The 12,533-nt window shown below is 64.0% G+C and carries 17 protein-coding genes; 6 read left to right on the top strand and 11 right to left on the bottom strand.

Going from position 1 to position 12,533, the window contains the following annotated elements; genetic code table 11:
• Window positions 1–155: 155 nt before the first annotated feature.
• The 5 genes from KC8_RS15970 to KC8_RS15950 all read right to left on the bottom strand — a co-directional run bounded on the left by KC8_RS15970 (window position 156) and on the right by KC8_RS15950 (window position 2,588).
• Entirely contained in the window at window positions 156–821 is a 666-nt protein-coding gene (locus tag KC8_RS15970; RefSeq protein ID WP_010123888.1) for a response regulator transcription factor, read from the bottom strand.
• 7 nt (window positions 822–828) lie between these two features.
• Window positions 829–1,137 (bottom strand): hypothetical protein, encoded by a 309-nt coding sequence (locus KC8_RS15965; RefSeq protein ID WP_010123889.1) that lies wholly within the window; start codon window positions 1,135–1,137, stop codon window positions 829–831.
• Window positions 1,138–1,265: 128 nt separating this feature from the next.
• Window positions 1,266–1,574: a TFIIB-type zinc ribbon-containing protein gene (locus tag KC8_RS15960; RefSeq protein WP_010123890.1), complete on the bottom strand. Its 309-nt coding sequence runs from the start codon at window positions 1,572–1,574 to the stop codon at window positions 1,266–1,268.
• Window positions 1,575–1,764: 190 nt separating this feature from the next.
• Window positions 1,765–2,199 (bottom strand): DUF488 domain-containing protein, encoded by a 435-nt coding sequence (locus tag KC8_RS15955; protein ID WP_010123891.1) that lies wholly within the window; start codon window positions 2,197–2,199, stop codon window positions 1,765–1,767.
• Window positions 2,199–2,588 (bottom strand): VOC family protein, encoded by a 390-nt coding sequence (locus KC8_RS15950; RefSeq protein WP_010123893.1) that lies wholly within the window; start codon window positions 2,586–2,588, stop codon window positions 2,199–2,201. Before KC8_RS15950 ends, KC8_RS15955 begins: the two co-directional genes overlap by 1 nt.
• A 50-nt stretch (window positions 2,589–2,638) precedes the next feature.
• Here KC8_RS15950 and trmFO point away from each other — a divergent pair, with 50 nt between their 5' ends.
• Window positions 2,639–3,961, top strand: a complete 1,323-nt coding sequence (gene trmFO, locus KC8_RS15945) for a methylenetetrahydrofolate--tRNA-(uracil(54)-C(5))-methyltransferase (FADH(2)-oxidizing) TrmFO (protein WP_010123894.1) — start codon at window positions 2,639–2,641, stop codon at window positions 3,959–3,961.
• Between the two features lie 17 nt (window positions 3,962–3,978).
• On the opposite strand, the gene KC8_RS15940 is transcribed toward trmFO, so the two are convergent.
• Window positions 3,979–4,440 carry an EF-hand domain-containing protein gene (locus KC8_RS15940; RefSeq protein WP_010123895.1) on the bottom strand — a complete coding sequence of 154 codons (462 nt, stop codon included), beginning with the start codon at window positions 4,438–4,440 and terminating at the stop codon, window positions 3,979–3,981.
• A gap of 50 nt (window positions 4,441–4,490) precedes the next feature.
• On the bottom strand, window positions 4,491–5,153 hold the full coding sequence (locus KC8_RS15935; protein ID WP_037495429.1) for a squalene/phytoene synthase family protein: 663 nt from the start codon (window positions 5,151–5,153) through the stop codon (window positions 4,491–4,493).
• Window positions 5,154–5,284: 131 nt separating this feature from the next.
• Here KC8_RS15935 and KC8_RS15930 point away from each other — a divergent pair, with 131 nt between their 5' ends.
• Genes KC8_RS15930 through KC8_RS15920 form a run of 3 tightly spaced genes read left to right on the top strand, consistent with a single transcriptional unit; the run spans window position 5,285 to window position 8,341 of the window.
• The gene (locus tag KC8_RS15930; protein WP_010123898.1) at window positions 5,285–7,030 is read left to right on the top strand and encodes a TadE/TadG family type IV pilus assembly protein; all 1,746 of its coding nucleotides are present in this window, start codon (window positions 5,285–5,287) and stop codon (window positions 7,028–7,030) included.
• Window positions 7,027–7,614: a TadE/TadG family type IV pilus assembly protein gene (locus KC8_RS15925; protein ID WP_010123900.1), complete on the top strand. Its 588-nt coding sequence runs from the start codon at window positions 7,027–7,029 to the stop codon at window positions 7,612–7,614. The genes KC8_RS15930 and KC8_RS15925 overlap by 4 nt, the downstream gene beginning before the upstream one ends.
• Window positions 7,607–8,341, top strand: coding sequence for a TadE/TadG family type IV pilus assembly protein (locus KC8_RS15920; protein ID WP_029624309.1), 735 nt, complete (start codon window positions 7,607–7,609; stop codon window positions 8,339–8,341). Before KC8_RS15925 ends, KC8_RS15920 begins: the two co-directional genes overlap by 8 nt.
• A gap of 13 nt (window positions 8,342–8,354) precedes the next feature.
• Here the strand turns inward: KC8_RS15920 and KC8_RS15915 are convergent, their stop codons facing one another.
• The 3 genes from KC8_RS15915 to KC8_RS15905 form a co-directional block, all read right to left on the bottom strand.
• The gene (locus KC8_RS15915; RefSeq protein WP_010123903.1) at window positions 8,355–8,855 is read right to left on the bottom strand and encodes a nuclear transport factor 2 family protein; all 501 of its coding nucleotides are present in this window, start codon (window positions 8,853–8,855) and stop codon (window positions 8,355–8,357) included.
• A gap of 194 nt (window positions 8,856–9,049) precedes the next feature.
• Complete coding sequence (locus tag KC8_RS15910; RefSeq protein ID WP_029624310.1) at window positions 9,050–10,171, bottom strand: M14 family metallopeptidase; 1,122 nt, start codon at window positions 10,169–10,171, stop codon at window positions 9,050–9,052.
• A 23-nt stretch (window positions 10,172–10,194) separates the two neighbouring features.
• Window positions 10,195–10,785, bottom strand: a complete 591-nt coding sequence (locus KC8_RS15905) for a DUF4136 domain-containing protein (protein WP_010123905.1) — start codon at window positions 10,783–10,785, stop codon at window positions 10,195–10,197.
• A 170-nt stretch (window positions 10,786–10,955) separates the two neighbouring features.
• Here KC8_RS15905 and ykgO point away from each other — a divergent pair, with 170 nt between their 5' ends.
• Together ykgO and KC8_RS15895 are read left to right on the top strand one after the other, a co-directional pair.
• Entirely contained in the window at window positions 10,956–11,081 is a 126-nt protein-coding gene (gene ykgO / locus KC8_RS15900) for a type B 50S ribosomal protein L36 (protein WP_004210176.1), read from the top strand.
• On the top strand, window positions 11,078–11,716 hold the full coding sequence (locus KC8_RS15895) for an HAD family hydrolase (protein WP_029624311.1): 639 nt from the start codon (window positions 11,078–11,080) through the stop codon (window positions 11,714–11,716). The genes ykgO and KC8_RS15895 overlap by 4 nt, the downstream gene beginning before the upstream one ends.
• Here the strand turns inward: KC8_RS15895 and KC8_RS15890 are convergent.
• Entirely contained in the window at window positions 11,709–12,449 is a 741-nt protein-coding gene (locus tag KC8_RS15890; RefSeq protein WP_010123916.1) for a DUF72 domain-containing protein, read from the bottom strand. The genes KC8_RS15895 and KC8_RS15890 overlap by 8 nt on opposite strands.
• Window positions 12,450–12,533: the final 84 nt, after the last annotated feature.

The raw sequence follows: 12,533 nt of genomic DNA, 5'->3' as shown, positions 1-12,533 counted from the left end.
CGCAACCGTGCGCGCACCAGCCGCAAAAAGGCCGGCAGACGCAAACGGGGCGGCGTTTCGGACGCCGACGATGGTGCGGGTTGGTCGTTCACCGGGACGCCTTATACGTCATCCCCGCGCAAGCAGGGATGACGGACGCGAGCCAGACCGGACGCTCAGGCGTCCGGGTCTTCAAGACTGTAGCCAAGACCGCGGATGGTGGTGATGACATCCTGTCCGAGCTTCTTGCGGATGCGGGTGACGAACACTTCGATCGTGTTCGAATCGCGATCGAAATCCTGATCGTAAATATGTTCGATCAGTTCGGTGCGGCTGACCACCTTGCCCTTGTGGTGCATCAGATAGGACAGCAGCTTATATTCCTGCGCCGTCATCTTCACCGGTTCGCCGGCCAGCGTCACCTTGCCCGAACGCGTGTCGAGGCGGACATCGCCGGCGGTGAGTTCGGACGAGGCATTGCCCGAAGCGCGGCGGATCAGCGCGCGCAGACGGGCGATCAGTTCTTCGGTCTGGAACGGCTTGGCGAGATAATCGTCAGCCCCGGCATCCAGCCCGGCCACCTTGTCCGACCAGCTATCGCGCGCGGTGAGCACGAGGACGGGCATTTCCTTGCCTTCCTTGCGCCAGCGATCGAGCACGGTCAGCCCGTCGAGCTTGGGCAGGCCGAGATCGAGGATGATCGCGTCATAATTTTCGGTCATGCCAAGAAAATGGCCATCCTCGCCATCGGTGGCGAGATCGACCGCATAGCCCGCCCCTTCGAGCGTGGCGCGGAGCTGACGACCCAGATTCGGCTCGTCCTCGACGATCAGTACGCGCATATTTCAGTCATTCTCCCGAACGGCGGAGGATTTGCCCAGTGCGCCCGTCTACATCGATCCATATCACGGAACCGTTCCGCATGAACTTCATACGGTACATGTTCGATCCGGGATCATATTCGGGTCGGCCAAGATAGTCGCCCCTGATCTGCGGCAAGACGCGCCGTTCAAGCTGCGGCAGCGGCTGGCTGCGGCCGGCGCGCACGGCATCGAACGCCGCATCCTGATCGCGGCGCCCCGCTTCGGCGGGAACGGCCAGCGTGGTAGCGGCTAAGGCCCCCGCAACGCAGGGCAGAACTAAGGTCTTCATCGGCATGGGCTTGTGGCATAGGGCCGATGCCTTGAATAGGTGATGAATGCCGTTTCAGGCCGGCGCGATACGCGACGACCCGATAAACGGCGTTGGCGCGCGGGCCGATCGCACCGCGCGCACCATCCTGCCGATCAGTCGAACAATTCTTCGAGGAAGGATTTGCGGCGTTTGGGATAGCCATGCTTGTGGCCGTAGCCAGGCGCATGGCCGACGACCACGCGCGGCGTATCCCACGGAGTGGGTTGCGCCGGCGCGGCCGGCTGGGGCTGGGCCTGCGGGGCATCCCGGCCGCTGCGTTCGATGATCTTGTCCAGTTCGCCGCGATCGAGCCAGACGCCACGACATTGCGGGCAATAATCGATTTCGACCCCCTGGCGTTCGCTCATCACGAGCGGCACACGGCAGGTGGGACAGGGCATTCCAACGGCGGCATTCGTCATCTGGGACAATCCTTGGCTATGGCCCGATCAGCCGATCACGCCAGGCCATCCGGGCGCGTTATCGACCAGCACCGAGCGCACTCGATGCGGTCCGACATCGCGACCGCATCAACACGATCGCCAGAGGGGCCCGGCCCGCGCGGCTGAAATGATCCCGCTGGCCGGCAATTTCAACGGGCCGGTTCGTATCTTATTGTGCAAACAGATCGATCACCTCGGCATCGCTGGCCACCGCCGCGACCAGCAGGCTGCGGTGGCATTCGGCCGGATCGCGTTCGAAGCAGAGCAGGGCGCTGGGCTTTTCCGCCGCCAGCGCCAGCATTTCGCCGGCCTGCACGATCGCTTCGGGCAGGTCGAGCTGGCCGGCATAGATGCGGGCAAGCGTGGCGTGATCCCCCTTGTGCGCGGCTTCGCGGCCGGCCGGTGGCGTGCCGAGCGCCTTCAGATGGACATAGCCGATGCCGGCGTCCTTCAACCCGGCAGCGAGCACATTCTTGGAAAAGCCCGGTTTGCGCGACAGCGGGACGGCGCGCACGTCGATCACCTGTTCAACCCCGGCGGCCTCGAGCGCCGCGATCAGGCCGGCCTGCGTCGCCCCCTGATAACCGATGGTGAACAGCCGCATCAGGCCGGCCCGTGGCAAACGGCCTCGATATTGTGGCCGTCGGGATCGAGCACGAAGGCGCCATAATAATCGGCATGATAATGCGGCCGCAGCCCCGGCGCGCCATGATCCGTGCCGCCCGCCGCCAGCGCGGCCGCATAAAACGCATCGACCATCGCGCGATCGGGCACCGCGAAAGCGACGTGGGTGCCCTGCCCCACGCGTTCGCCATCGCCGATCCAGAAGAACGGCTTGCCATCGCGGCCAAAGCCGATCGCGGCACCGCCCGATTCGGTGACATCGGGGGGCACGTCCATCAGGAGCGCAATACCGAGCGGGTTCAACGCCGCCGTGTAAAAGGCGCGCGACCGCGCAATATCCGTCACCGCGATGCCAACATGATCGAGCATGGCCTTCTCCCACTCGCATCCCTGCGCGGATGCTTCTATCGCACTTCGCCATGAACCACGACATTCACATCATCGGCGGCGGCCTCGCCGGATCCGAAGCCGCGTGGCAGCTTGCCCAGGCCGGCCACCGCGTGCGCCTTTCCGAAATGCGCGGCGTGGAAGGCACCCCCGCGCACAAGACCGACGACCTGGCCGAACTCGTCTGTTCCAACAGCTTCCGTTCGGACGATGCCAACGCCAATGCGGTCGGCCTGCTCCACGCCGAATTGCGCGCGCTGGATTCGCTGATCATGGCCTGCGCCGATGCGCATCGCGTGCCGGCGGGATCGGCGCTGGCCGTCGATCGCGACGGTTTTTCGGCGGCGGTGACCGAACGGGTGGCCGCCCACGAACGGATCGAACTGGTGCGCGAACGGGTCGATACCCTGCCCGACCGCCCGACGATCATCGCCACCGGCCCGCTGACGGCAGCGCCGCTCGCCGCGTCGATCCTGGCGGAAACGGGCGAAGAGGCGCTGGCCTTCTTCGACGCGCTGGCCCCGATCGTCCATCGCGACACGATCGACATGGATGTCGCCTGGTTCCAGAGCCGCTGGGACAAGGGCGACGGCAAGGATTATATCAACTGCCCGATGAACAAGGACGAATATCTCGCCTTCATCGACGCGCTGCGCACCGGCGAAAAGACCGCGTTTAAGGAATGGGAAGCCAACACGCCCTATTTCGACGGCTGCATGCCGATCGAGGTGATGGCCGAACGGGGTGTGGAAACGCTGCGCTTCGGGCCGATGAAGCCGGTCGGCCTCGATGATCCACGCACCGGCCGCTGGCCTTATGCCGTGGTGCAGCTGCGGCAGGATAATGCGCTGGGCACGCTGTGGAACATCGTCGGTTTCCAGACCAAGCTGAAACATGCCGAACAGGTGCGCATTTTCCGCACTATACCGGGTTTGGAAAAGGCCGAGTTCGCGCGGCTGGGCGGGCTGCACCGCAACACGTTCATCAATTCGCCCCGCCTGCTCGACGCCGAATTGCGGCTGAAGAGCCAGCCCCATGTGCGCTTCGCCGGGCAGATCACGGGGTGCGAGGGCTATATCGAATCGGCCGCCGTAGGCCTGCTGGCGGCGCGCTTTGCCACGGCGGAGCTGGAAGGCCGCCAGATCGCGTCGCCGCCGGTGGAAACCGCGCTGGGTGCGCTGCTCAGCCACATTACCGGCGGGGCGGAAGCGGAAACATTCCAGCCGATGAACGTCAATTTCGGGCTGTTCCCGCCAATCGAAGGCAAGGGCAAGACCAAGAAGGCCGATCGCAAGCTGCTGTACACGGCGCGCGCCCGCGACGCACTGGCCGGCTGGATCGGCGAAACGGCCTGATCCGCCCCCGCCGGCCCCTACCCTTCGTCGCCCGCATCGGCTGCGGGCGGCGGCGGGCAGTTGGGCCGGGCCGGCGCCTTGCGAATAACGCGGGTGGTGGCAAATTCGGCAGCGTCGAGCACGCCTGATTTGTCGGCATCGGCCTTGGCGAATTTCTCGCCGGCCTTCACCGCATATTCCTCGAACGACAGGCGGCCATCGCCATCGCGATCCAGTTTCGCGAACGCCTTGCGCCGCGATGCCAGATATTCGTCGCGGACGATGCGGCCGTCCTTATCCTTGTCGTAACGGGAAAAACGGCGCTGTTCGCGTGTGGCGGCGCTCGCCTGCGGGGGATCTTCATCGCCCCCGATGCCGGCCGCCGCGGCAACCGGCGCCGCCGGTATCGGATCGGCCGATGCGTCGCCGCTGCTCCACCAGAAAATGCCCGCCCCCGCGAACAGGAGGGCAGATGCCACGCCCGCCAGAAACCGCCCCATCCATGCCTCCCCCATATCCCCTTGGGGAGAAAGCCTAAACCAAAGAGACGTCAGCGGCCAAGCGCCCCCATCGCCAACGCCCGCCAGATCCGCGCGGGCGAACCCGGCCGCCGCCTTTCAAGCCCATCCGGGCGGGCATCGCGCAGCGCCAGCGCCGTCAAAACACCCAGCGCGCGCAAAGCCCGCGGCCACCGCCTTTCACTGGCGCGTTCGAGCAGACACAATGCGCGGGCGCGCAGGGCCGGCGCGCCATCGCCCCCGTCGCCGCGCGCCAGCCGATCGATCAAGGCCCAGCCTTCGCCGGCATCGGCCAGCCGCGCGGCATCATCCGCGCCACCGGCGAGTCGCGCCGCCAGCGCGAACAGCACCGGCCCGCGTGCCGCCGCGTGCCCGCCAAGATCGGCCGGCACATCCACCAGAGCCGCCCAGCCCGCTTCCAGTTCGGAAAGGTCCGCGCCCGTAATACCGTACGGAAACACATGCGCGACAACATCCTGCAACAGCGGCTCATCCGGCGCGGGACGGGTATCCAGCGCCTCCAAAGCCTCGCGCCACCACGCCAGCCGGATCGCGCGGATCATTGGTTCGTGGGCATTATCAAGCACCTGCGCCAGCCGTTCATCCAGCCGCCACAAAACCGCCAGCGCGGTGCGCCGGTTCTGCGGCGCATAGACCAGCGCAAGCGCGCGTTCGGGATCGTCAGGCTGAAGCATTCGGCGTTCCATAGCTTGTGCAAAATCGGAAGCAACGTCTGGTTAACCATGCGACTTCAGCAGCCATTAGCCCTTCTGTGACATGGCTGTTCGATGGGGCGCCTGTGGGGGCGCCGGGGTGAGGCGATCAGATGGTACAGCCGATCGAGAGCAAGGCGAAGGACGCGCGGCGCCGCCGGACGGGCTTCATGGCCCGCCTGCGCGCCGATACACGCGGCAATGTATTGATGATCGTGGCTGCCGCGATCCTGCCCGTCCTCTGCCTGATCGGTTCCGGTATCGATCTGAGCCGCGCCTATGCGGCACAAGCGCGCATGCAGGTGGCGTGCGACGCCGCAGCCCTTGCCGGCCGCCGCGCGATGAGCGCCGGCGTCGTCGACACGGCCGTCACGGAAGAAGCCGCGAAGTTCTTCAACTTCAACTTCCCCCAGGGCACTTTCAAGACCGCTGCCTTCACGCTCAACACCCGAGCCAAAGGCACCGAAGGCAAGGACAAGACGACCGTTCTGGTCAGCGCGGAAACGACGATCCCGACAACCATCATGCAGGTGTTCGGTTTCGAAAACCTGCCGCTCGCCGTGACATGCAATGCGCGTCAGGACTTCGTGAACACCGATATCATGCTGGTTCTCGACGTCACCGGATCGATGGCCCAGGACCTTGGCGGCACCACCAAGATCGTCGCGCTGCAAAATGCGGTGATGGCACTCTACAAGGAACTGGCGCCGGTGCAGGCCCAGCTGGAAGCCGCCAAGCTGCAATTGCGTTATGGCATCGTGCCCTATTCCAGCAACGTCAATGTCGGCAAGGTCGTGCGCGCGATCAACAGCACCTATATTGCCAGCGACAATTGGGATTATCAGTCGCGAGTCGGAAGATATTCCCACACCGCAACGGGGAAAACCAAGGCCCAATGCGACACGCTGGGCGGCAGTTGGACGCGAACAGGCGGCAAGAACAGCACCACCGGCGACTGCGTAACCATCAACGATACGTCCGCAGGCGGGACATTCACCTGGGTCTATCAGAAGGCCAACCATGATCTGTCGACCTATGTGACCGGCGCCAGCACCCCGGTGCCCACGCGCGATCCGGGTACGACCGCCAATTCGACCTGGGCCGGCTGCATCGAGGAACGCAAAACGCTGTCCACGATTACGACGTCCACCGATTATTCGATCCCGTCGGGCGCCTACGACCTGAACATCGATATGGTCCCGACGAACGACAAGGATACCAAATGGAAGCCGTTCTGGCCGGAAGTCAGCTATAACCGCACGGCCGGCAGCACCACTGCGACCAGCGGTGAATATATGGCCACGAGGGGCGGCAGCGCAGCCTATGTCGCCTGCCCGACCGAGGTGAAACGCCTGAAAAAATGGACCGAAGCCGATCTCGAAACCTACGTCAAATCACTCAAGACGATTGGCGGCACCTATCATGATATCGGCATGCTCTGGGGTGGCAGAATGCTGTCCCGGACGGGCGTTTTCTCGGCGGATAACCCGGAAACCTACGAAAGCATGCCGGTCAGCCGCTTCCTGATTTTCCTGACCGACGACGGCATCGCACCCAATAGCGACAGCTATTCGGCATATGGCATCGAAACGCTTGATCAGCGGGTGACAGGATCGTCCTCGGCCAGCGGCCAGACCGCGCGGCACGAACAGCGCTTCAAGATGATCTGCAACGCGATCAAGCGGCAGAACGTGTCGATCTGGGTCATCAGTTTCCATGCGTCGCTCGATCCCAGCGCCGCGCTGAAGGAATGTGCGACCAGCCCGACCCAGGTATCGCGGTCCTCGAACCAGGCCGAACTGATCGCCAAATTCGTGGAAATCGGCAAGAATATCGGTTCGTTGAGGCTGACCCAATGATCCGCCTTGTCCGCCGCCTGCGGGATGACAGGCGGGGCGCCGCCGCGGTCGAATTTGCGCTGGTATCGCTGCCGCTGGTTGCCATCCTGCTTGGCATCATCGATTTCGGCTATCGCATGTATCTGGGATCGGTGGTGGAAGGCACCGTCCACCGCGCCGCACGCATGGCCACGGTGGGCGGCGTCACGTCCGATCAGGTCGACACCTATATCACCAGCCAGTTGCAAGAGTTTTCCGGGCAGGTGGGCATCGAAATCGAAAAGACCAATTATTACGAATATTCCGGCATCGGCCGCCGGGAAAAGCGGACGAAGGATCGCGCGCCGACCGGCGTGGACGATGCGAACGACTGCTTCGAAGATCTGAACGGGAACGGCATTCGCGATGCCATTGCCGGCCGCAACGGCCTCGGCGGATCCGATGACATCGTCTATTACAAGGTCACGGCGACGTTCCAGCGGATCGTGCCGCTGGTCAAGATTTTCGGATTTTCCCCCACGGAAACGGTGACATCAAGCACCGTCCTGCGAAACCAGCCGTTCGCATCGCAAACCGTGCCATTGGAAAAATGCCCCGATGCCTAAGAAATCCCTTCGCCAGGACATAAGCGGTATCGCCATGGTGGAATTCGCGCTGTGCATTCCGCCGGTGCTGCTGCTGGGCCTTACCGGCATCGAAACCGCCAATTTTGTGATGGCCAATCTGCGCATCAGCCAGATCGCGATGACGACCGCCGACAACGCGGCACGCGTGCGCGACAGCATCGACGAATATGACATCAACGAACTGTTCATCGGCGCCAAGCAGGTAGGCGCCGCCGCCAGATTCGCCGATCATGGGCGGGTGATCCTATCGAGCGTGGAACCGCGCACCGTGGCCCCCCTCACCACATCCGTCGGGGGCAAGGACGTTCCCAACCAGTGGATTCGCTGGCAGCGCTGCTATGGCATGAAGAATGTTGCGTCGACCTATGGCGCACCGCGCACGGCCGGCAATGCCATCATCGCCGACGGCACCGAAGCCAGCAGCACGCCGAGCGACCAGATCAAATCCGTGCCCAAGGTCGGCGTGCTCGATACCCCCACGGGCATCGGCCCCACCGCCAACCAGATCGGCGCCGTCAGCGGCACGGCGGTGATGTTCGTCGAGGTTTTCTACGATTATCAGCCGATCGTGTGGACCAGCCTGCTGCGCAATCACACGATCCGCTACACCAGCGCCTTCAACGTCCGCCAGCGCAAGGACCAGGTGATGAAGACGGCCGGGCTGGCCGCCAATACCTGGTCCACCTGCAATCGTTACTATACCTGAACCAGCACCACGATCAGCGCGGCAGCACGCCCCCCAGCATCGGCGGGCCGAAGCGCGCGAAAACATGGCTTTTCAGATCGATCGGTTCGGCCAGCGTCTCCACCCGTTCGAACAGGCGGACATAGCCCGAATGGAGGATTCGCCATTCGCCGTCGCGGCGAACATAGCGATCCTGATAGAGCGCGGTGCCATGGGTCATCCGGTTGGTCGCCATGTTGACCGCCCAGTCGACCATGTACCAGCGGCCCTCGGCCGTATCGGCATCATGGACCGTGATTTCAGGCATCAGCGCCAGATGCATGCCGACAAACTGGTTGTTCTGCATCTGGCTCAGCATGCCGATGATCTCATCGCGGCTTCCGGCCTCGTACAGGTAGGAGCCGCCTTCGTAGCGGATCGTCGCCTCGGGCACGAAACAGCCGGTAAGGCCGTCATTGTCGCCGCTGTCCAGCATCCGCATGTAGCGATGCTTGAGCTGCTTGATGCGTTCGATATCCTCCAGCCGCAACGTCATCTGCCGCTCCCTTCCCGCGCGCCATCACCCTGAACCTGTTTCAGGGCCATCGTGCCATGAACATCGCAGCCTAAGCTGGGAAATGGAGGCTGAAACAAGTTCAGCATGGCAGCAGCCGCAAGATCATGTCCCTTTATGTGGGGCTGCGAAGATGCCGGCGCATCCGCTTGCGCCCAAGCGCCGCGCCGGCTGCATCAGATCGCGTCGATCATTTCGCACAGCGTGGCCAGGCAATCCTCCGCCAGCCGGATCGATCGCGCGGGCGACCAGCCAAATTCGCCGTCGGGCAGGTCGTCATTATCCTTGAACGGCATTTCCAGGGTCATCGCGACGCAGCCGAAGCGGTTGGCAAGCTGGTTGGTCGACATCGACAGATTGGCCTTGCCGGGCGCTGCGGTGTCATAGCCGTGCACCGTCTGGAAATCGGGCGTGCGCTGCGCCAGCGTATCGCGAAAGCGGTGGTAGAGTTGCCCCTGCCGTTCGGTCCAGTTGGGAATGCCTTCGAAACCGGCGATGAAGACATGGGGGATCGCTTCGTCGCCATGCACGTCCATCGCGAAATCGACACCGGTTTCAACCATCCGGTTGAGCGTGTGAAGCACCTCCGGACTGCGCGTGAGCGACGGTTCATGCCATTCGCGGTTGAGGTTGACACCCGCCGCATTGGTACGAAGATGGCCAAGCTGCGAACCATCTGGGTTCATATTGGGAACGATATGAAAGGTCGCGGCACAGCGTAGCGCGCGGGCAACGCTGTCCTGCGGATCGGTCAACCGTTCGAGTGCGCCTTCCATCCACCATTCGGCCATGGATTCGCCGGGATGCTGGCGGGCGTAGAGCCAGACCTGCTTCTTGCCGCCGGCGATGGTGAGGCAATCCAGTTCCTGCCCGTCGAGCGTGCGGCCAAGCGACGCATAGGTGACGCCGGGCCGCGCCGCGATCCGCGCGACCAGATCATGGTGCCGTTCCATCGAATAAGGCGCGAAATAGGCGAACCACGCATTGTTGGTGGCCGGCCGGTAGCGGATCGTCAGCACCCCATCGGCATAGCTGGTATCGGCTGCCTGCCGCCATGTCCGCCGATCTTCCGAAACGCGGGCGTGATAATTCTGCCAGCCGCCGGGATAAGCGGATCCGGCCGCATTCAGGATTCGCAGGGTCACGTCGCGGCCGGCAGCCCCGGTCAGCCGGAAATGGAACCACTGGTAGAAATCGGAATGATGGTCCTTGGCGATCTCCAGATCGAAACTGTCGCCGGTGCGATCGACGACGATGATGTTGCCGCTGTCAAATGCAGCCGAAATCCCGATATCCATGTCCGCACCCATCGTTGTCGTGGCTATTTCACCGTCACCGTACGCCCCGATTCGCCGGGGAAATCTTCGAACAATGCGGCCGCCAGCCGCCGCACGATCGCTTCCGACGTGGCTTCGGGGGTGCCGCCGCGCACTTCGGATCGCGCCCGCCCCTCCCAGATCACCGTCCCGTCCGACCGCCGCTTGAGCTGAACCGAAAGTTCGGTCTGCACCACTTCGCGCGACTTCGCCTTGCCGATCGGGAAACTGATCCCGCCGCCCAGCCCGACACCGCCGCCATAGCTGCCGCCGCCGATCCCCACGGATACGGGCGATCCGCCGTTCCCGTCCATCCGGCTGCGCTGCATCACATCGACCACCGCGACCAGTTCGGATTTGGATACACCCGCCGCCAGCCGATAGTTGCGGCGCGCCAGTTCAGCGCTCACCGCCCCGGCCTGGACGCGAAACTCCAGACTGCCGGCCAGCGTTGGATCGCGCGGTTCGACCGCCACTTCGCCGGGCGCCAGCGGCTGGCCGAGATGGAAGCGCGTCACCTGCACCGGCGGCACCTGCGCCGCACACCCCGCAAGCGCGAGCGCGGACCCAAAAATTGCAAGACGGCTAAGCCACATGGTCCAGATTCCTTCTTGTGTCCCGCCGTCACATGAACGCGGATTGAAACCGTTGTCCAACCTCTTTTGCGAGTTTGGACGCATCTGCTTGACTCGGTGCGGACCGTTGAATAGGGGAGCGCCTCGCATTTTTCCGACTTACGACTAGAGATAAGGCAGGCGTTTCGGCCATGAAGATCCGCAACTCGCTCAAATCGCTCAAGGGGCGCCATCGCGACAACCGCGTGATCCGTCGTCGCGGCCGCACCTACGTCATCAACAAGACGAACCGTCGCTTCAAGGCGCGCCAGGGCTGAGCCACAAGCTCCGGGCCGTCGTTTTCGACGTCGGCCACGTCCTGTTCGACTGGCACCCACGGCACCTCTACGCCCGCCTGATCCCCGATCCGGCGGCGCTGGAGGATTTCGTCACGCGTGTCGTCACCTTCGACTGGCACAGCCAGCACGATGCGGGCCGCCCATTTGCCGAGACCAGTGCGGAGCTTTCCGCGCTGTACCCGGAACATGCCGGGCTGATCGCGCAATATGGCCCGCGTTTCAGCGAATCCATTCCCGGCCCGATTCCCGGCAGCCATGATATCGTCGCCGCGCTCGATGCCGCTGGCGTGCCGCTGTTCGCGCTGACCAACTTTTCAGCCGAATTCTGGCCGCCATTTCGGGCGCCGAATGCCGCGCTGTTCGATCGCTTCTGCGACATCCTCGTCTCCGGCGAGGAGCGGCTGGTGAAGCCCGATCCTGCAATCTTTGCGCTGGCGATGCGGCGATTCGGCCTGGCCCCCGGCGAAGCGCTGTTCGTCGACGATCGCCCTGAAAATGTGGCCGCGGGCGAAGATGCCGGGCTGATCGGCCATGTCTTTCGCGATGCGCCGGCCCTGCGCACCGATCTGGTAGCGCGCGGCCTGCTGCGCGATGATCCCCAACCGATCAGCTGACCCTGGCGATCAGCGCCTCGGCCGCTGCCGGGTTGCGCGCCTTGCCCCCGCTGATGAAAAAGATGAACGCGTCGCCCGCAGCCACCCAGTTTCCGGCGAGCGCCGCCCATTGATCGAGTTCGGCCGGGCTATAGCCGGTCGGCTCATCTTCCCGCGATTGCTGGAGACGGGCGTAGGTGAAATCGGCCGTGTGATCGGGGATGGCCGGATATTCGGCGTGATCGGCAAAGACGATCGCCACGCCATGATCGCGCGCCAGATCGACAAAGGCCGGATCGACGAAGCTGGGATGCCGCACCTCGACCGCATGGCGCAGCGGGCGATCGCCGAGCTTGGCGGGCAGCAGGCCCAGGAAGGCTGCGAAGTCACCCTTATCAAACGCCTTGGTCGCCATGAACTGCCACAGGATCGGGCCAAGCTTGTCGCCCAGCTGATCCAGCCCCTGCCCCATGAACTTGGCGATCGAATCGCCCGCATCCGCCAGCACACGCCGGTTGGTGCAGAAGCGCGACGCCTTGACGCTGAACATGAAGCCATCGGGCGTCGCATCCGCCCACTTGCGCCAGCTTTCCGGCTTTTGCGTGCTGTAATAGGTCGAATTGATCTCGATCGCGGTCAGCCGCGCGGCGGCATAGGCCAGTTCCTTCGTCTTGGCCAAACCATCGGGGTAGAACAGGCCGCGCCACGATTCATAGGTCCAGCCGCCAATGCCGACGCGGATCCGCCCGGCCATTACAGCTTCGCGCCATCATGATGGTGGATGGCCAGCGCATCGGCATCGACGGGGAACGCCGCGCCCCCGCAATCGCAGCTACCC

The organism is Sphingomonas sp. KC8, from assembly GCF_002151445.1.
In the GTDB taxonomy this organism is placed as follows: domain Bacteria; phylum Pseudomonadota; class Alphaproteobacteria; order Sphingomonadales; family Sphingomonadaceae; genus Sphingomonas_E.
The sequence above is the reverse complement of the archived record's forward strand: the minus strand, read 5'-3'. Positions and strand labels throughout refer to the sequence as shown.